Origin of the sequence: Streptomyces sp. NPDC049687 (assembly GCF_044465285.1) — a bacterium.
GTDB lineage: Bacteria > Actinomycetota > Actinomycetes > Streptomycetales > Streptomycetaceae > Streptomyces.
Genome location: NZ_JBITLN010000002.1, coordinates 506769 through 525729, shown reverse-complemented (window position 1 = coordinate 525729; position 18961 = coordinate 506769). Strand labels below are relative to the sequence as shown.

The window sequence follows — 18961 nt, the reverse complement described above, 5'->3', positions numbered from 1 at the left end:
GGTCCGCCGAACCCACGAGGTGGGGCAGGACCCCGGCCAGTGGCGAATCATCCTTCTTCCGCGTCCTGAGTGGACGAACCGTCCTCCGCGTCCGGTCCCTGCGCCCGCACCCGCTGCACGTGCTCCAGGGAGTCCCGCAGTTCGGCGAGCCAGTCGTCGGTGTGCCGCTGGACCAGCCGGACGCACCAGGCGAGCGCGTCGCTGCGGCTGCGCGCCACACCCCCGGCGATGAGGGTGTCGAGGACCTGCCGCTCGGGCTGCCGCAGCCGGGTCATGACCGGCGCCGCCACATGGGTGAACAGGGCCCGCTCCCCGTCGCACACCACGCCCCAGGACACCTTCCGGCGGAAGCGGTGCTCGGCGTCCCGGGCCACGGCCATCCGGGCCTCCCGGGTGCGCTCCCGGAACTCCTGGATCCGGGCGGTCACGGCCGCCTCCCGCTCGGCGGCCGGGGCGTCCTCGGCCAGCCGGGGCGCGGGGACGCGGCCGATCACGGTGATCTCCTCGCGGTCGACCGCGACCTCGACGAGTTCCTCGAACAGGTCGTCGGGCAGCCGCCCGGCGAACCAGCCCCTCAGCTTCTCTGTCTGCTCTGAAGTAATCATGTAATGACCATTACTCCGATGATCCATGAACACAAGGGGTCGCGCAGCGGTCAGCCGAGAGCGGAAAGAGGGCGGGAGCGGAATGTTTCAGGCCGATTAACGAACAGATGGGAATCGGCCACTGTGGCCGAGGGAGCGGATCATGAAGCGCTTGCTTCGGGAGTTGGAACGTGTGAATCCGTGACTTCGCGCCACTGATTCAATACGCAAGGTTACTGAAACCTGTGGGGTCGATGTGAGTTTCCGCCGCGGACTCGGCAGACTCGCGGTCGCCGCGTTCGGCACCGATCGCGCCGGATGCGGCACCCCCCGAATCGAGCGGAAGGATGCACACAATGCGGAACACCGCGCGCTGGGCAGCGACCCTCGGCCTCACGGCCGCAACCCTCTGCGCACCCCTCGGCGGGGCCGCGCTCGCCGCCCCGGCCGCACCACCGGCCTCGCTCTACGCCCCGTCCGCCCTGGTGCTCACCGTTGGCCACGGCGAGAGCGCCGCCACCGTCGGCGCCGCCCGGGCGGTCACCCTGAGCTGTGCGCCCGGGCCCTCCGGCACCCACCCCGCCGCCGCTTCGGCCTGCGCCGAACTGCGCGCCGCCGGCGGCGACCTGGACGCCCTGGCGGGTCCGGGTGGTGCCATGTGCACCAAGCAGTACGACCCCGTCGTCGTCACCGTCGACGGGGTGTGGCAGGGCAAGCGCGTCTCCTTCGAGCGCGCCTTCGCCAACGAGTGTGTGAAGAACGCTGCCGGGAGCAGTCTCTTCGCCTTCTGAGACCGGGATCGCGTGGCTCCCGTGGGCGCCGTGACCGGCTCGTGACGTGGGGAGTGCGAGCCACTGAACACGGGACGACCGCGATCTCGTAACCAGGGGCCGGACGGGCGGAGTGGGGCCGCCCGCCGGCCCCTGGGATCACCCCGTACTGCCGGGGAGGGTGCCGGGGACCGAGTCGAGCGGCGGGAACCGGCCCAGCAGGCCCGTCGCGCCGAGCAGCCGGCGCAGCGACGGCTGGTCGCAGACGATGCGCAGCCGTCCGCCGGCCCGCAGCGCCCGCTCCTCGGCCCGGCACAGCACCCGCAGCCCCGAACAGTCGAAGAACACCACACTCCGCAGATCGACCAGGACGTCCGGGGCCGCCAGGGCCGTCGCGGCGTCCAGATGGTCCGCGAGGAGGCCCGCCGTGGCCAGGTCGATCTCGCCCGCCACCTCCACCACGGTGTACGGGCCGCTGACACGAGTACGCGCATGCGAGTTGGCCGGTGGCGTCATGTCCGTTTCCACCTCGGCAGGGGGTGCTGTCGAAGGCGGTAGCTACCCCGGCGAGGCGCACACCATCCCTACGCTGCAGGAGACAAGATCTGTTTCACTCGTCCCGGTGAATTCCAGGCGTCTCGCTTGTCTTGCGGGTCTTGGGGCGGGAGTCCCGGTGGCTCGTGTCGCACCAGGGATAGCGGCGGCTGCGCCGGCAGGTGCACAGGGCCACCCGGAAGCGGTCGGACGTCACCGTCGTCCCGTCCTCGAGTTCCACCTCCACCGGGCCCTCGACGAGCAGTGGACCCTGGCGCCGGACACTGATCCGGCGGGGCCTGTCAGCAGGGGAGTTCGGCACGGACGACCACCAGTTCCTCGTTCTCCTCGTCGGCGGACAGCAGCCCCCGGTCCCGCAGCCAGTCCTCCCGCGCGCGCAGCACCGGCCCGAAGGGGATGCGGCGCCGCCGGGTCACCGAGGCCTTCAGTCCCGACGTCCGCAGGAAGGTGAGGGTGCTGGCGGGGTCGCTCAGCGCGGAGTGGACCATCAGCAGCACCCCGCCGGGTCGCAGCAGCCCGGGTGCCTCGCGGCAGATCCGGTCCAGCAGCAGTCGGCCGTCCCGGCCCGCGTCCCAGGCCCGGGCCCTTCCGCGCGGCGCCTGTCCGCCGGCCGGCGCCGGCACATACGGCGGGTTGGTCAGGATGAGGTCGAAGGACTGGCCGTGCACGGGGTCGAAGAGGTTCCCGCGCCGCACCCGCACCGGCAGCCGCTCCCGCCAGGCGTTCAGGCGCGCGGCGTACACCGCCCGCCATGACACGTCCACCGCGGTCACCCGGGTGCCGCGCCGCGCCGCCGCCAGGGCCAGCGCGCCGGAACCCGTCCCCACGTCCAGGACATGGGCGCCCGGTGACAGCGGTTCCTCGGACAGCGCCCCGGCCAGCAGGGCGGTGTCCTCCTGAGGGGCGTAGACGCCCGGGAGCACCAGTGGTTGCACGCCGATCAGGTACCCCGACATTCAGGAAATATGGTCTTTTTCGGGAGTCGGTGCGGTGGGGAGGGCCGTGCGCAGGGACGAACGTCCCGCGCGCCAGGCGGTGAGCAGGTGGTCGCCGAGACGGTCCTCCAGCAGACCGGTGGCGTCGATGCCGAACGCGATGTCGGGGGCGAGGTGCGGCTCCTCGTCGAGGAGACCGCCGATGACATCGTGACGTACGACCTGCTCGTGGACCGCGTCTGCCTCGACGTGCTCGTCGTAGAAGTGCACGGCGGCGGGCCCGGCGTCCGCGCGGCGCATCGCCCGGGCGAGCCGGCGCGAACCTGGGGACGAGGTGATCTCGACGGACGCGAAGTGGCCCACCAGCGCGCCCCGCAGGGAGCGGTGCAGCCCGAACAGGGACATCAGGTTGACCGTGGCCAGCGTCTGCGCGCAGGCGGCGTCGAGATAGCGGCCGTAGGCGGTGTCCAGGCCGAGGTCGGTCATCAGGTCCGCGAACAGGAGGGCGTGGACCCGGTCGGGGCGGCCGCCGCCGAACTCGTCGAACTCGACCGCCGCCATCGCCGCCTTGGCCCGTCCCCACAACCGGGGCAGCACCCACGCGTGCGGGTCGGCCTCCTTGAGGTGGTACAGGGAGCGCTGTGCCGCGTACTCGCGCAGCTGCCACAACTCACCGTCGGCGGACAGGAAATGGCTGACGCCCGTCCCGTCGACGGGCTCGACGAGAAGGTCCGCGAGCGCGTCGTCGACCGTGTCGTGGACGGTGGTGTCCTCACGCAGGGCGGTCAGGAAGCGGTGTTCCAGCGCGGCACGCACCCGCAGCAGGCCGGGGTCCCACTCGCGGTCGGGGGCCACCCCGGCGAAGCCGCGGTAGTGCAGTTCGTAGCAGAGATACAGCGCCAGCTGCAGGTCGTCGCCGTACGGGGCGGCGGACGCGACCGCCCCGGCGGACGGGAGCGGGCCCTTCTCCAGCAGGTACGCCGCGACGGCCGCCGAGACCGGGCCCCGGGGGGACGGCAGTCGTGGGCCTTCGTGTGCCATGCGCGCCGGGTACCCCGGGGACACCGGTCCACCCGTCCGTCAGTCGCCCTCGGACTCCTCCTGGGCGCGCTGGTTGGGGGTGATGGCCTCGGCGGCCTCGCCCCGGCGGCGGCGCCGCTCGTCCTCGGGATCGTCCGCGCGGGTCTCGGCGTCCTCTATCTCCCTGAGTACCTCTTCGAGCGCGGTCTCGGGGGGCTCGCGGTCGTCGGACATGGCTGACTCCTCACGTTTCCGTCATCGTTGCTGTCCAGGGCGTGTGGCGAAAGCGGCGTCGTCCGCCCGGAGGGCGGGGCCCGTCGCTCCGGTGCCGTGCGCACCGGGCGTCGTACGGGGCGTACGCGGACGATCCCCGCAACGCGGCGAGGCGCCGCGCCAGGCGTCGCGGGCCGGACGGGACCTTCGGAACACGCCCTCTAGTGTCGCGCGACGCGCAGCGGCACCGGTTCGGGGGTGGTCGTGGTCTCGTCGGCGAGGCGGGTCACCTCCGCCCACCAGGACGCCCCGTCCTCGATGTGGCGCAGCATGACGCCCTCGCGGATGGCCCAGGGGCAGACGGTGACGGTCCGCAGCCCGGTCAGCTTCATCGTCGTGTGCCCCACCACCGCCCCGGCGAGGCTCTGTGCGGCGCGCGGCGCGGAGATACCGGGCAGCCGGGCGCGTTCCGCGGCGGGCAGCGCGGCCAGCCGCTCGACCGCCGCACCCAGGTCACGGCGGTGCAGGGTGCGCTCCACGAACGGACCGTGCCGTCCGGGCGAGGCCCCGCACAGCCGGCCCAGCTGCTGGAACGTGCGGGAGGTGGCGACCGCGGTGCGCGGGCCCTCCCAGCGGATCCGGGCGGCCACGTCCCTGAGCTGGTGGCGGACCCGGCGCCGCACCGCCCGGACCTGCTCCGGGGACGGCGGGTCCTGTCCCGCGAAGAAGTCGTGGGTCAGCCGGCCGGCCCCGAGCGGCAGCGAGGCGACGAAGTCCGGCAGCCGGCCCCGCCCGAAGGCCACCTCGAACGAGCCGCCGCCGATGTCCAGCATCGCCAGCGGACCCGACCGCCAGCCCATCCAGCGCCGCGCGCCGAGGAAGGTCAGCTCGGCCTCCAGCTCGCCCGGCAGGGTGCACAGCGCGACACCTGTCCGGGTCCGGACGGCGCGCAGCACCTCCTGCCGGTTGGGGGCGGCGCGCACCACGGCGGTCGCGAAGGCCAGCGGGCCCGCCGCACCCCACCGGTCCGCGGTACGGGCCGCCGCGGTGACCGCTGCCACCAGACGTTCCACGGCCTCCTCGGGGATCGGCGCGCCCGGTCTCACCTGTTCGGACAACCTCAGCCGCCACTTGGCCGTGTGGACCGGCAGTGGCACCCCGCCCTCCACGTCCGCCACCACCAGCCGCACGGTGTTCGACCCCACGTCCAGCACACTGATTCTCATGGCCCGGCGAGTACCCAAAGGCACGCTTCCCTACGCTGCGCGACGGGCAGGAGGGGCCGCCGTCCCCACGGACGGCGGCCCCTCGTTCCCCGGTGCGGCTCCCCGGACGTGTCACATGTGGACGACCGGTGCGGCGTCCGCGTCCTGCTGCGGCACCCCGCGGCGGAAGAGCAGGAACGCGATCAGCGCGCCCGCCGCGAAGAGGCCCGCCGACCACCAGAAGGCGGTGGTGTAGCTCTCGATGGTCGCCTGCGCCTGGACCAGCTTGCTGGAGGCGTCCCGGCCGGCCAGGTAGTCGGTCGCGGCGCCCGCGGCCAGGGTGTTCAGCAGCGCCGTACCGATCGAACCGCCCACCTGCTGCATCGCGTTGACCGTCGCCGACGCCACGCCGGCGTCCTCGGCGGCGACCCCGCCGGTGGCCATCTGCATGGCGGGCGGCATGACCAGGCCCAGGCCGATGCCGGTGACGACCAGCTGCGGCAGCACCGCGCTGGCGTAGTGGGAGCCGACGCCGATCCCGGTCAGCCAGGCCATGCCGACCGCGGCGATCGCGAAGCCCAGCGGGATGACCGCCTTCGGACCCATCCGGGGCACCAGGACCGTCGTGCCGATCTGCGCCGTCACCATCAGCGCGCCGACCATCGGCAGGAACGCCACACCGGTTTTTGTCGGGCTGAAGCCCAGGTTGAGCTGCAGGTAGTAGGTGAGGAAGAGGAACACACCGAACATGCCCGCGCCGGATATGAGGACGGCGAGGAAGGAGGCCGCGCGGTTGCGGTCGAGCAGGATGCGCAGCGGCAGCAGCGGGTGCGCGGCGCGCGTCTGCCACCAGGTGAACGCCACCAGCAGCACCCCGCCCGCGATCAGGAAGCCCCAGGTCTGCGGCGACCCCCAGTCGTGGGTCTCGGCGTTGGAGAAGCCGTACACCAGGGCGAAGAGACCGGTGGCGACCAGCACGGTGCCGGGGACGTCCAGCTTGGAGTTCTGGGCGTCGCGGTGGTTGGTCAGCAGGATCCAGCCGCCCGCGAAGGCGAGCACGGCGATGGCGACGTTGACGTAGAGGGTCCAGCGCCAGTCCAGGGCGTCGGTCAGGACGCCGCCGAGCAGCAGGCCCACCGCGCCGCCCGCGCCGGCGATGGCGCCGTAGACGCTGAACGCCTTGGCGCGCTCCTTGGCGTCGGTGAACGTGGTGTTGAGCAGGGAGAGCGCGGCCGGCGCGAGCAACGCGCCGAAGGCGCCCTGGAGGGCGCGGGCGGTGACCAGCATCTCGAAATTGGTGGCGGCGCCGCCGACCGCGGAGACGGCGGCGAAGCCGACGACTCCCACGAGGAAGGTGGTCTTGCGGCCGAAGAGGTCCGCCGTCCGGCCGCCGAGCAGCAGGAGGGAGGCGAACGCCAGCGCGTACGCGGTGACGATCCACTGCCGGTTGCCGTCGGAGAAGCCGAGGTCGGCCTGGGCCGAGGGCAGGGCGATGTTCACGATGGTCGCGTCCAGGACCACCATCAGCTGGGCCAGGGCGACGACCGCGAGGATCCACCACTTCTTGGTGGAGGCGGCCTGCGGCGCCTGGTCGGCGCCTGTTCGGGCGCCGCCCGTCAAGATCTTCGAGGGCATGGGGAACCACTCCAGGGGGTTTGGTGCGGGAGGAGCAGAGGGAAGGCAAAGAAACCGCAAACGAAACCGTTTCGTACACATCGAGGTTAGACCACTTCCAGCGAAACGGCAAAGTTTCGTTAGCGAGGGGGCGGGGCGGAGCCGTAGCGTGGACGTCATGCCGGAACTCGCCGGAATCCATCACGTGAAGATCCCCGTCACCGACCTCGACCGGGCCCGCGACTGGTACGGCCGGGTGTTCGGATGGAAGGTCACGCACGAGTTCCCCGACGCCGAGGGTGTTCTGCGCGGAGTCGGCGGCCCTGTCCCGGGGCTCGGGGACACCCTGCTCGCCCTGCGGGTCAACCCGGAGGCGGCCCTCGGCTGCCGGAACTTCGACCCGGTCAGCTTCGCCGTCCGGGATCGCGCCGCCGTCGAGGCCTGGGCCGCCCACCTCGACGCGCTCGGCGTCCCGCACTCCCCGCTCATCGAGGCCACCTTCGGCCGGCTGCTCGTCTTCGACGACCCCGACGGCATCCAACTGCACCTCTACAGCTGGACGGAGCACGGCGCGGACCACTCCGACCCCGCGGGACACGGCCGGCCGGCGATGTCGCCCGACCTCACCGGCACCCGCCTCACCCTGGACGACGGCCGCCCCGCCATCCGCTTCACCCGCACCTACGCCCATCCCGTGGGCCGGATCTGGCAACTGGTCACCGACCCCGCCGAACTCGCCCACTGGTTCCCGTCCCGGGTCGAGCTGGAGCTGCGGCCCGGCGCCACGATCAGGTTCGGCGGCGACCCCCACATGCCGGAGTCGACCGGCACGGTACTCGCCGTGGACGCCCTGAGCCGGCTGTCCTTCGAGTGGGGCGGCGACGAACTCCGCTTCGACCTGGAGGCCGACGAGAACGGCACCAGCCTCACCCTCACGAACGTCCTGGCGTCCGCCGACGCGGCCGCCCGCAACGCCGCCGGCTGGGAGGTCTGCCTGACCGCCCTCGACGCGCAGGTGCGCGACGGGCAGGCGGCGCCGTCCGACGGGGGAGCGCGGTCGTGGGAGACCTACTACCGCGCCTACGTCGAGGCGGGCTTCCCGTCCGGTGCGCCGGTGCCCGGCGGGACCTGACTACGCCAGCTGCCGCCGCACCAGCCCGTGCAGCCGTCCGCCGGTGTCCGCGAGGAGCTGGGCGGGCGGGCCCTGCTGGGCGATCCTGCCGTTCTCCATCACCACGACCCGGTCGGCGTCCATCACCGTCGACAGACGGTGGGCGATGACGACACGGGTGGCGTTCAGCTTGCGCGTGCTCTCGATGACCGTGCGCTGGGTCTCGTTGTCGAGGGCGCTGGTCGCCTCGTCGAAGAAGAGGATGCGCGGCCGGCGGATGAGCGCCTGCGCGATCATCAGCCGCTGGCGCTGGCCGCCGGAGACCGCGCCGCCGCCGGAGACGATGGTGTGCAGGCCCATCGGCATCCGCCTGATGTCCTCCGCGAGCCCCGCCATCTCGGCGGCCGCCATCGCCTCCTCCGGCGAGTACGCCTCGGTGCCGCAGATGACGTCCAGGATCGAGCCGGTGAACGGCTGGGCGTGCTGGAGGACGACACCGCACTGCCGCCGCACCGCCGACTGATCCAGCGCCGCCAGGTCCTGGCCGTCGTAGAGGACACTGCCCGAGACCGGCCTGTCGAAGCCGATCAGGAGGCGCAGCAGAGTCGACTTGCCGCAGCCGCTGGGACCGACGATCGCCACGAACTCGCCCGGCCGGACCGCGAAGCTCACGTCGTCGAGGACGAGGGGGCCGTCGTCGGAATAGCGGAACGACAGCCGGCGGGCCTCAAGGGCGCCGGAGAGCGGACCCGGGCGGGTGCTCGCCGTGCGGACCTCGGGAGTCGCCTCCAGCACCGGCCGGATCTCCTCGAACAGCGGCAGCGCGGCCACCGCCGACACGAAGGCACCGGTCAACGAGGTGACCGAGGTCAGCAGCATCGTCATCGACGTGTTGAAGGTGAGGAAGTCCGCCGCCGACAGCGCGCCCCGCGCCGGACCTGCCAGCAGCATGAACATCAGCAGGGAGCACAACGGCAGGTACACCGCCCCCAGCACCGTGTTGAGGTTCTTGATCCGGCCGAGGCGCTGCTGGAGCTCACGGCTGTGCGCGAACCGCTCCGCCCAGGCCGCGTACGCGTAGTTCTCGGCTGCCGCCACCCGCAGCTTCGGCAGCCCGCGCAGGGTCTGGAACGCCTGGTTGTTCAGCTTGTTGGAGAGCACCACGAGCTGCCGCTGCCGGCGCACCTGCCACAGGCCGAGTCCCAGGAACACACCGGCGATCACGACGAGCATGCCGATCGCGGCCAGCGCCATCGGGACGCTGTACCAGAGCAGCAGGCCGAGATTCATCGCGCCGACCGTCACCGACTGCGCCACGGACGGGCCCAGCCCCGCCAGCAGCCGGCGGATCGCGCTGACGCCCATGGCCGCGCTCGCCAGCTCGCCCGTCGACCGCTCGGCGAAGAACTTCGTCGGCAGCCTGAGCAGCCGGTCCCAGACCGCCGGTTGCAGCGTGGCCTCGATCCGGCCCTCCAGACGCAGGATGGTCAGGTTCTGCAGCAGCGTGAACGCCGCCGCGACCACGCTGCTGACCATCACGGCCAGACACACCTGCACGATCAGCCCCTCCTGGGCCTTCGGCACGTACTCGCCGAGCACTCTGCCCGTGGCGATCGGCACCAGCGCCCCGATCGCCACCGTCACCAGCCCGCTCAGCAGCAGGTTCGCCAGATCGCCGCCCGTGCCCCGCATGCTGAACCGCAGCAGCCCGAGCGGACTCGGCCGCCGCTCCGGCAGCGGCCGGTAGAACATGACCGCCCGCGGTTCGAACTCCTCCGCGTTCGCCTTCTCGACCGGCGTCTCCCGCCCGGTCGCCGGGTGTACGGCGGCATAACCGCCACGCCGCCACAGCAGCGCGACCGGCGCCCCCGACAGCGCCCGGTGACCCACCAGCGGGCCCACGTCGTCCCGCCACCAGCGCCCCTCGAGCCGTACGGCACGGGTGCGCACCCGGGAGGCGAGGGCCACCTGCTCGACCGGGTCCAGACGGTCGTTGCCGGCGCCCGCCCGCGCGGGTTCGGCGAGGGTGATGCCGGCCGCCTCGGCGACCAGCCTGCACGCGGCGAAGGTGGCGTCCGCGTCGGCGGACGTGGTGCGCTGCCCCGACTTCCCGCCGATCGAGGCGAGCAGGGTCCGGTCGGCCCGGGCTCGCACGGCCTCGCCCGCCTTGATGCCGGCGGCCGCGCGCGTCTCGTGGGTTCGCTCCAGTTGCTCGATCCAGCGGTCCAGTGTGGTGAGCAGGCGGTACTGCTGGTCCACCATGGACTGCCACACCGCCGGGTCCATCAGCAGATCGGCGGCCGCCTCCGCGCCGTACAGCGAGCCGTACTGGACGCTGCCGGGCGGCACCTGCATCCAGAAGACGTCGTCGTCGGTGACCTCGGCGGGCCGCTCGGTGGCCATCGGCGCCTGGAAGAGGACGGACAGACCACGGCCCACCCCGAGGGCGAGCGCGTACTCCAGCGGGCTCGACGCCGGCGGCAGGTACTGGGGGTTGCCGTACTCGTCGTAGGACCAGGTCTGGGTGTTCGCGGTCTGGTACAGCTCGCGCAGGCCGATGCGGTGGACCACGCAGTCGCGCAACGGCCGGGCGAGAAGGGTGTGCTGGGGGCCGGCAACCGGGCCGAGCAGGAGCGCTCCCGCCTCCAGACGGCCCAAATGGTGCCAGTGGCCCTGCTGTTCGGCGTCCACCGCGAAGAGGTCCAGCGCCCCGGCCGCGACCAGCCACAGCACCTGCGGGCCTTCCAGGTCGAGCCGGCCGGAGCCCGCGCAGTCGATGCGGGCGCCCATCCGTCCGAGTGCGGCGAGGACGTGGTCCTCTTCCGGTACGGCTGTCATCTCACCGCTCCCTGACCAGTGCCGCGTACGCCCCGCCCCGCGCGACGAGGTCCTCGTGCCGGCCGCGCTCCACGATCGTGCCGTGCTGGAGGACGACGATCTCGTCGCTGTCGCGGACCGTGCTGAGCCGGTGGGCGATCACCACGCAGGCGCAGCCCCGCCGGCGCAGGTTGTCCATGACGACCAGCTCGGTCTCCGCGTCCAGCGCGCTGGTCACCTCGTCCAGGACGAGGATGCTGGGCCGGCGCACCAACGCCCGTGCGATCTCGAGGCGTTGGCGCTGGCCGCCGGAGAAGTTGCGGCCGTCCTGCTCGACCCTGCTGTGGATGCCGCCGGGCCGGCGCATCACGACGTCGTAGAGCGCCGCGTCCCGCAGCGCGTCCGTCACGGCGTCGTCCGGGACGGACGGGTCCCACAGCGCCACGTTGTCGCGGACCGTCCCCTCGAAGAGGAACACCTCCTGGTCGACGAAGGAGACGGAGGAGGCCAGCGCCCCGCGCGGGATGTCCTCCAGGCGCTGTCCGTCGATGCGGATCACGCCCTCCCAGGGCGCGTAGAGCCCCGAGATCAGCCGGGACACGGTCGACTTGCCGCTTCCCGAACCGCCGACCAGCGCCACCTGCCGGCCCGGCCCGACGGTCAGGTCGAAGCCGGACAGCAGCGGCTTGTCCAGGGGGCTGTAGCCGAAGGAGATGTTCTCCAGTTCGACGTGACCCTGCAGACGGCGCGTGGAGTCGGCGCCGCCCGGGCGGTCGTAGAGCGGGTCGGCACGGAAGTTCTCCACGTCCCTGAGCCGGGCCACGTCCGCCGCGAAGTCCTGGATGCGGCCGGCGACGCCGTTCAGACGGGTCAGCGGGGCCGTGAACCGGGTGACCAGCGCCTGGAAGGCGACCAGCAGACCCACCGAGACATGACCCTCGATCGCCCGCATCCCGCCGATCCACAGGATCAGCGCGCTGTTCAGCGAGGCGAGCGTCGGCGCGACCACGCCCAGCCAGGCGCTCGGCACCCCGAGCCGCTGCTGCTCCTCCAGCGTGGTCGCGTGCTGCCCGGCCCACTTGCGGAAGTAGCCGTCCTCACCGCCGGTCGCCTTCATCGTCTCGATCAACTGCAGCCCGGTGTACGCCGTGTTGATGAGCCGCGCGTTGTCCGCGCGCAGTTTCGCGGTACGGGTCGCGCGCAGCCGGATCACGATCCGCATCGCGACGACGTTCAGCAGCGCCACGCCGATGCCGACGAAGGTCAGCTGCGGGTCGTAGGTGTAGAGGAGGACGGCGTACAGGACGACGACCACCGCGTCCACGCCCGCGGAAGCCAGATCGCGGGCGAGGGTCTCGGCGACCGCGTCGTTCGACTGGAGGCGCTGCACCAGGTCGGCCGGGCTGCGCTGGGAGAAGAACGTCACCGGCAGCCGCAGCAGATGGCGCAGGAAGCGGGCGCTGGAGAGGGTGGAGGAGATGATCCGGCCGTGGTGGAGGTTGGCCTGCTGGAGCCAGGTCAGCGCGACCGTGAGGGCCACGCAGGTGGCCATCGAGGCGAACAGCACCTCCAGCAGCGAGGTCTGACCGCCGATCAGGAACATGTCGATGTAGGTGCGGCTCAGCGCCGGGACCGCCGCGCCCACCAGCACCAGCAGCAGGCTCGCCAGTACGGCGGCGGGCAGGGTGCCGGCGGTGCCCCGAAGCCGGGCCGGCATCGAGCCCAGCACGCCCGGCCTGCGCCCGCCCCGCTCGAAGCTCTCGCCCGGCTCCAGGACCAGCACGACCCCGGTGAAGCTGCCGTCGAAGTCCTCCATCGGCACGAAACGCCGGCCCTTGCCGGGGTCGTTGACGAACACGCCCCGGCGGCCGAAGCGGCGGCCCATGCCGTCGTAGACGACGTAGTGGTTGAACTCCCAGAAGAGGATCGCGGGCGCCTTCACCTCGGCGAGGGCCGCCAGGTCCATCTGCATGCCCTTGGCCGTCAGCCCGTAACCGCGCGCGGCCTTCAGCAGGTTGCTCGCCCGGGAACCGTCGCGCGAGACTCCGCACGCGATACGCAGCTCCTCCAGCGGGACGTACCGGCCGTAGTGGCCGAGGACCATCGCGAGGGAGGCGGCGCCGCACTCCACCGCCTCCATCTGGAGCACGGTGGGTGTACGGACGGTCTTCGCGCGGCTCTTGGGGACCGTGCGCCGGGGCGGTGCGGCCCGCCGCCTGCTCCGGGTCTGCTCGGCGGTGGTCACGGCAGCAGCCAATCGACGGGACGCTGATCGGCCAGCCGGACAGAACCCGTGGCCAGAGTCATGGAGGTGAGCCGGTACGGCGGTCCGTCCGCCGACGACCACCTGTAGCCGCTCCTCGTCGACGCCGACGTGTCGAGCCGGACCAGCACGGCCACCGGACGGCCGTCCTCGGTGAACTGCCGCCCCAGCTGGCTGTCGCCGAGGAACGCGGCGATCTGCTGCGCCGACTGGGCCGTACGGTCCACCGACTTCACATGGCCGCGCAGCACGCCGAACTCCTGGGAGGGCACGGTCTGCACGGTCAGGTCGACGGCCGCGTCCGCGGGGATCGACGCGGCGTTCTCCGCCGGGACGTACACCGTCGCGTACAGCGGGTCGTCGGCGTCGGCGACCTTCTCCACGGAGGCGACGTTCGCGCCGGTGGAGATGATCTGCCCGATGGTGGCGGCGAGCGCGGTGATCCGGCCCGCGGCGACCGTCCGCACCACGGCGTCGCCCTCGGCCGTCCGCACCTTGAGCACGGGGGAGTCGGCGGGCAGCCGCTCGCCCTCCTTCGCGAGCACCGCCGTGACCTGGCCGGCGGCGGGGCTCTGCAGGATGTAGCTGCCCTCGCCGTGGGTGAGGACGGCGGGCGCGCTCACCGTGGACGCGACCGAGCCGGTCACCGCCCAGACGGACGCGGCCGCCATGACGACCACGGTCACGGACAGCACCAGCCAGCCCTGCGGGCGCGCGAAACGCACCGGGAGGTCGAGTTCCTCCGGCGACTGGAGTTTGGCGAGGGCCTGTTGGCGGAACTGCACGGGCTTCTCTCGAGGGGTTCGGGCACTGCGACGAGTCCCGGAGCCGGGGGACGGCTCCGGGACTCAGAAGGTCACACCGGGTGCGATCAGAGACCGGCGACCAGGCTGGTGACCGGCGCGGTGTTCAGACCGGTGACACCCTCGACGGTGCCCACGGCCGTGTCGACCAGGCCGGAGACGGGGGCGACGCCGTCCACCAGGCCGGTGACGGTGCCGAGCGCGTTCACGGACAGACCGCCGGAGACGTTGTCGAGGTCCGCGTCGGAGATCTCGACGGTCTCAACCTGGGGGGTGGAGTTCATGGTGGAACTTCCCTTCACATGGATTTCTCATCAGGGGGAGCGGCCCCCTCTGGGGACAGACGACGGCCGCGACCGCGAGCTCTGGGCGCCCGTCTCCGGGAGCCGTACGGGCCCTGCGGTGCGATGGATCAAAGCAGGTTTGCCGTCGGCACAGCCAATCAACCAACCGTCCCACCTGGGCACTTGCGTCACAGGGGCGTTGAACCGTGCAGGGGCGGGCACGAGTTGCCGCCGACTCCTTCACACCTCGGGCCGGGTTCGCTCGGATGAGCGGCGGGGGCCGTCGCGGCGAATCCGACACTCCTGCCCCAATGGCGTGGGCGGTGCCGCCGAGTTGTGCAGAATCCCCGCTCGCGGTGACCCGGTTGGGCAATCGATGTGCAGATTCTCTGAAGCAGGGATTCCGCTCAGGGATCGGGACGGCCCGTCAGTAGCCGGTCACCGTCGGTATCGATTCGGCGGGCGGGCGCTCGGTCTCAGCCCAGCAGCGCGTAGACCGTGCTCGCCCGCGCCGCCAGTTCCCCCGTCCGCACGGCCGTCATCGTGATGTCGGCGAACGCCATCCGGCGGCCCAGCTTGGTCAGGACCGCTTCGATCAGGACATCCGAATCAGCCACCGCGCGCTGGAACGAGGTGGACTGCTGCACCGTCGTCATGGGGACGAAGGCTCCCCGCGCTGCCGACACGGCGATCACGGTGGCCGTGTCAGCGGCCGCCATCAGGGCCTGCCCCGACAGCCCTCCGCCCTCCCGTGCCAGCGACGCTGACCAGGGAATACGCAGCAACGCCCGGTCCTCGCCCAGGCTCTCGACGGACAGGTCCAGAGCGAGCACCCAGGGCGCGAAGTTGGCGGAAAGGATCTTGTCGGCTTCGGCGGTCGTCATCGTCATATGGGTGATTGTTCCCCGGGCCGTCGGGTCAGACGCGGGTCATGGCCGATTCCGTGTTTCGCAAAGGAAGTTGGCAAACGCGATTGAACGCATCGCGTGCCCCCCGCGTACCCATGGCCAACCAGGCGCCGCTGTACGGAGCTGCCGACCACCGGCAGCCAGACCCCGTCCCCCAGGAGGTCGAGTTTTTTGAGTCACAAGCGAGTTACGAAGCGTAAGGCCATCATCGCGGTCGGCGGTGTGGCGGCGCTCGGAGCGGCGGCCATCCTGCTTCCCCAGGCCAACGCCTCCCAGGACGGCGGCTCCAACGACGCCGCCTCGGTGAAGGCCCTGAAGGCGGGCGACGCCTCGGACCTCGCCGCACAGCTCCAGGAGCTGCTCGGTGAAGCCTTCGCCGGCTCGTACTACGACTCCGACGGTCAGCAGCTCGTGGTGAACGTCGTGAACGTCTCCGGTGACGACAACAACGTCATCGTCCAGGCCAAGAAGGCCGGAGCCAAGGTCCGCCAGGTGGAGAACAGCACCGCGGAACTCGAGGCCGCCGCCAAGACGCTGAAGGCGGACGCGACCATCCCCGGCACCGCGTGGGCCGTGGACCCCAAGACGAACAAGATCCTCGTCACCGCCGACTCCACCGTCACCGGCAGCAAGTGGGACCAGGTCGAGTCGACGGTGAAGACCCTCGGCTCGGGCATGGCGACCCTCCAGAAGTCGGCCGGCACCTTCAAGCCCTTCGTCTCCGGCGGTGACGCCATCTTCGGCGGCGGGGCACGCTGCTCCCTCGGCTTCAACGTCACCGCGAGCGACGGTTCGCCGGCCTTCCTGACGGCCGGTCACTGCGGGGTCGCGGCCGAGCAGTGGTCCGACTCCGAGAACGGCGAGCCGATCGCCACCGTCGACCAGGCGACCTTCCCCGGCGACGGCGACTTCGCACTCGTGAAGTACGACGACCCGAACACACAAGCGCCCAGCGAGGTGAACGTCGGTCAGCAGACCGTCGCGATCAGCCAGGCCGCCGACGCGACGGTCGGCACCCAGGTCTTCCGGATGGGCAGCACCACCGGCCTCAACGACGGCACGGTGCTCGGCCTCGACGCCACGGTGAACTACCCCGAGGGCACCGTCACGGGCCTCATCCAGACCGACGTCTGCGCCGAGCCCGGCGACAGCGGCGGCTCCCTGTTCACCCAGGACGGCCTCGCGATAGGCCTGACCTCCGGCGGCAGCGGTGACTGCACCGCCGGCGGCGAGACCTTCTTCCAGCCCGTGACCACCGCTCTCGAGGCCACCGGCGCGACCCTCGGCGACGGCGGTGGCGGCATCGGCGCCGACGACCAGGTCGGCGGCGAGGAGGCCGGTGCGGGTGCCGGTGCCGTGGACGAGAACGGTGACGGTGTCGACGACAACACGGGCGAAGCCATTCAGGGCGGCGGCGACGAGGCCGGTGCGGGTGCCGGTGCGGGTGCCGGTGCCGTGGACGAGAACGGCGACGGTGTCGACGACAAGACGGGCGAAGCCATTCAGGGCGGCGGCGACGAGGCCGGTGCCGGTGCCGTGGACGAGAACGGCGACGGTGTCGACGACAAGACGGGCGAAGCCATTCAGGGCGGTGCCGACGAGAACGCGGGCGGCCAGGACCAGTCCGGCAACGGCCTGGAGGACGGCTCCGGTGTGACCGAGTCGCACTGACCCAGCGGTATCTGAGCGGTCCGGTCCTCCGGCGGGGGCCGGACCGCTCACGTCTGCGCCCGCGCCCTCAGCAACAGCAGCGCCACGTCGTCGAGCCGTTCCTCGGCCGTCGCGTGGGGCCCCACCAGCTCGTCGGCCAGCTCCTCCAGCGGACGGCCGCCGCTCTCCCCCAGCCGCCGCCCCAGATCGGCGACCGCGTCCTCGATGTCCACCCCCGGCGACTCGATCAGCCCGTCCGTGTACAGGGCGAGAACACACCCGGGACCGAGCTCGACCTCCGTCGTCGGATAGGTCGCCGAGCCGTCGATGCCCAGCAGCGGCCCGCCCGCGAGGTCGAGGACCCGCACCTGTCCGTCCGCCCGGCGCAGCAGCGGCGGGGGATGCCCGGCCCGCGCCATCACCGCCCGCCCGCGCCCCGGATCCAGCCGCAGGTAAAGACAGCTGGCGAACAGCTCGGACCCCAGGTCGATCAGCAGCCGGTTGGTGCTGCGCATGACCTCCGCCGACTCCTGCCCCACGGCCGTGTACGCCCGCACGGCCGTACGGAGCTGCCCCATCAGCCCGGCCGCCGTCACGTTGTGGCCCTGGACGTCCCCGATCACCGCCGCCGCGAGCGGCCGGGAGGGGACCAGGTCGTAGAAGTCGCCACCGATCTCCATCCCCCGTGTGGCGGGCAGATAGCGGGCGGTCGCCTCGATGCCGGGCAGCCGCGGCAGGGAAGGGGGGAGCAGGGCCGCCTGCAGCCCGTGGGCGAGCTGGTGCTTGACGTCGTACAGCAGCGCACGGTCCAGGGCCTGTGCGATCAGCCCGGCCAGGCTGGTCAGCACCGCGCGCTCGTGGGTGGAGAAGACGTGCGGTTCGGCGTACGCCAGGACACAGGCGCCCACCGGGCGGCCGGAGGCGATCAGCGGCAGGTACGCCCAGGCCGCGAAGCCGTCGGGAGCGGAGTGCCGGAGCGGGTACAGGTGCTCCAGGTGCTGCCGGGACTCGAAGAACGCCGGGACGCCGTGGGCGACGGCGTGCGCGCCCGGGGTCGGCGCGGACAGCGGCATCCCGTCGAACCGCTCCACGACATGCGGGTCGGGGTACCCGTGGTGGCCCAGCACGCGCAGCCGCCCCGCCCGCGCCCCGAGCAGGACCAGGGCCCGGCTGCCCACGGCCGGCGCGATCTCGTCCGCCACCAGCCTCACCACGTCCTGCACGCTCCGTGTCTCGGTCAGCGCCCCCGCCATGCTCAGCGCCTGCGACATCGACACCAGCCGGGTCGGGGCGTCCCCCGAGCGCGGGACGGACGGGCCGAACTCCGACACGCCCCGGGCCCGGCTGATCCGGACGCTGATCCCGGTGGTGCTCGGATACAGCCGGAACGACAGCCAGTCCGAGGGCGGTCGCAGCGCCACGAACGACACGGGGTCCTGGCTGAGCAGCGCGGCCCGGTAGCGCTCCTCGTAGGAGGGGTCGTTGAGCCAGGGCACCGACGCCCACAGATGCGTCCCCAGCAGCCCGCTCACCGGCACCCCGAGCATCTCGGCCGCCGCGGCGTTGGCGAAGCCCACCCGCCCGCTGACGTCGAGGGAACACATCCCGTACGGCAGCCGGGCCACCATCCGCGCCGCCTCCACGGTGCCGAGCGTGCCCGAGATTCCGCCGATCGGCCCGGCGTCCACCAGATCGGACTCGGCCCGCAGCGCGCGGTTCTCCGCCGCCGCCCGCTCCAGCCGCCGCGCCAGCCGGCCACAGGCCGAGGTCAGCTGCTCGCGCTCGCCCTCGGACAGCTCCGGCGGATGCGAGCCCGGCCAGGTCACGAACACCGCGCCGTACACCCGTGACTCCGTCGCCACCGGCATCGCGGCCAGCGCGAACGAGTACGGCAGGACGACCGCGATCCGCGGATAGCGGCGGGCCATCTCCTCCTCCCCGCCGACCCACACCAGCCGCCGCTCGCGCACCGCCTCCGCGACCGGGATCGGGGCGCTCAGCCCCACCCGCTCCCAGGGCGCCGCGAACGCCCGCGGCAGCCCCGCCATCACCGCCATCTGCAGCACCGGCTCCTCGGCCGGGCCCAGGTAGACCGCGCCGGAATGCGCGCCGACGGCCTCCATCATCGAGGTCAGCGCCAGGGACAGCAGGGGGCGGTCGACCGGCGTCCGTACGGCCGTCGGCGCCGGACCCGACTCCTGTCCGTCGGACATGGCGACCACCTCCTCG

Annotated in this window: 17 protein-coding genes and 1 pseudogene; 4 read left to right on the top strand and 14 right to left on the bottom strand. The window is 72.3% G+C overall.

The window, feature by feature from the left end; genetic code table 11:
* Positions 1-47: 47 nt before the first annotated feature.
* On the bottom strand, positions 48-605 hold the full coding sequence (locus ACIBVL_RS07400) for a hypothetical protein (protein ID WP_399093302.1): 558 nt from the start codon (positions 603-605) through the stop codon (positions 48-50).
* Between the two features lie 335 nt (positions 606-940).
* Between ACIBVL_RS07400 and ACIBVL_RS07395 the strand changes: the two genes are divergently transcribed.
* Positions 941-1375 carry a protease inhibitor gene (locus tag ACIBVL_RS07395; RefSeq protein ID WP_399093299.1) on the top strand — a complete coding sequence of 145 codons (435 nt, stop codon included), beginning with the start codon at positions 941-943 and terminating at the stop codon, positions 1373-1375.
* A gap of 138 nt (positions 1376-1513) precedes the next feature.
* On the opposite strand, the gene ACIBVL_RS07390 is transcribed toward ACIBVL_RS07395, so the two are convergent.
* From ACIBVL_RS07390 to ACIBVL_RS07360, 7 genes are all read right to left on the bottom strand, one after another.
* Positions 1514-1870, bottom strand: a complete 357-nt coding sequence (locus tag ACIBVL_RS07390) for an STAS domain-containing protein (protein ID WP_399093296.1) — start codon at positions 1868-1870, stop codon at positions 1514-1516.
* A gap of 94 nt (positions 1871-1964) precedes the next feature.
* On the bottom strand, positions 1965-2210 hold the full coding sequence (locus ACIBVL_RS07385; RefSeq protein WP_399093293.1) for a CDGSH iron-sulfur domain-containing protein: 246 nt from the start codon (positions 2208-2210) through the stop codon (positions 1965-1967).
* Positions 2191-2865 carry a HemK2/MTQ2 family protein methyltransferase gene (locus tag ACIBVL_RS07380; protein ID WP_399093290.1) on the bottom strand — a complete coding sequence of 225 codons (675 nt, stop codon included), beginning with the start codon at positions 2863-2865 and terminating at the stop codon, positions 2191-2193. Before ACIBVL_RS07380 ends, ACIBVL_RS07385 begins: the two co-directional genes overlap by 20 nt.
* Positions 2866-3885 carry an iron-containing redox enzyme family protein gene (locus ACIBVL_RS07375; protein WP_399093287.1) on the bottom strand — a complete coding sequence of 340 codons (1020 nt, stop codon included), beginning with the start codon at positions 3883-3885 and terminating at the stop codon, positions 2866-2868.
* A 39-nt stretch (positions 3886-3924) separates the two neighbouring features.
* Positions 3925-4098, bottom strand: a complete 174-nt coding sequence (locus ACIBVL_RS07370) for a hypothetical protein (RefSeq protein ID WP_399093284.1) — start codon at positions 4096-4098, stop codon at positions 3925-3927.
* A gap of 200 nt (positions 4099-4298) precedes the next feature.
* Entirely contained in the window at positions 4299-5303 is a 1005-nt protein-coding gene (locus ACIBVL_RS07365; protein WP_399093281.1) for a Ppx/GppA family phosphatase, read from the bottom strand.
* Between the two features lie 111 nt (positions 5304-5414).
* Entirely contained in the window at positions 5415-6917 is a 1503-nt protein-coding gene (locus ACIBVL_RS07360; protein WP_399093278.1) for an MFS transporter, read from the bottom strand.
* Between ACIBVL_RS07360 and ACIBVL_RS07355 the strand changes: the two are divergent.
* Both ACIBVL_RS07355 and ACIBVL_RS07350 read left to right on the top strand, forming a co-directional pair.
* Positions 6916-7431 (top strand): annotated as a pseudogene (locus ACIBVL_RS07355) (VOC family protein); the annotation flags it as partial. The gene ACIBVL_RS07360 and the pseudogene ACIBVL_RS07355 sit on opposite strands and share 2 nt — an antisense overlap.
* Positions 7432-7506: 75 nt before the next feature.
* Positions 7507-8028, top strand: a complete 522-nt coding sequence (locus ACIBVL_RS07350; protein WP_399094815.1) for an SRPBCC family protein — start codon at positions 7507-7509, stop codon at positions 8026-8028.
* Here ACIBVL_RS07350 and ACIBVL_RS07345 read toward each other — a convergent pair whose 3' ends face one another.
* The 5 genes from ACIBVL_RS07345 to ACIBVL_RS07325 all read right to left on the bottom strand — a co-directional run bounded on the left by ACIBVL_RS07345 (position 8029) and on the right by ACIBVL_RS07325 (position 15064).
* Complete coding sequence (locus tag ACIBVL_RS07345; protein WP_399093275.1) at positions 8029-10845, bottom strand: NHLP bacteriocin export ABC transporter permease/ATPase subunit; 2817 nt, start codon at positions 10843-10845, stop codon at positions 8029-8031. It abuts the gene before it with no gap.
* Position 10846: 1 nt separating this feature from the next.
* On the bottom strand, positions 10847-13069 hold the full coding sequence (locus ACIBVL_RS07340; RefSeq protein WP_399093272.1) for an NHLP family bacteriocin export ABC transporter peptidase/permease/ATPase subunit: 2223 nt from the start codon (positions 13067-13069) through the stop codon (positions 10847-10849).
* Complete coding sequence (locus tag ACIBVL_RS07335; protein ID WP_399093269.1) at positions 13066-13872, bottom strand: HlyD family efflux transporter periplasmic adaptor subunit; 807 nt, start codon at positions 13870-13872, stop codon at positions 13066-13068. Before ACIBVL_RS07335 ends, ACIBVL_RS07340 begins: the two co-directional genes overlap by 4 nt.
* A gap of 86 nt (positions 13873-13958) precedes the next feature.
* Positions 13959-14174, bottom strand: a complete 216-nt coding sequence (locus tag ACIBVL_RS07330; RefSeq protein ID WP_399093266.1) for a type A2 lantipeptide — start codon at positions 14172-14174, stop codon at positions 13959-13961.
* 476 nt (positions 14175-14650) lie between these two features.
* Positions 14651-15064, bottom strand: a complete 414-nt coding sequence (locus tag ACIBVL_RS07325) for a PaaI family thioesterase (RefSeq protein ID WP_399093263.1) — start codon at positions 15062-15064, stop codon at positions 14651-14653.
* A 189-nt stretch (positions 15065-15253) separates the two neighbouring features.
* Here ACIBVL_RS07325 and ACIBVL_RS07320 point away from each other — a divergent pair, with 189 nt between their 5' ends.
* Positions 15254-16753 (top strand): S1 family peptidase, encoded by a 1500-nt coding sequence (locus ACIBVL_RS07320; protein ID WP_399093260.1) that lies wholly within the window; start codon positions 15254-15256, stop codon positions 16751-16753.
* A gap of 47 nt (positions 16754-16800) precedes the next feature.
* On the opposite strand, the gene ACIBVL_RS07315 is transcribed toward ACIBVL_RS07320, so the two are convergent.
* Positions 16801-18945, bottom strand: coding sequence for a SpoIIE family protein phosphatase (locus tag ACIBVL_RS07315; protein ID WP_399093257.1), 2145 nt, complete (start codon positions 18943-18945; stop codon positions 16801-16803).
* Positions 18946-18961 lie beyond the last annotated feature (16 nt).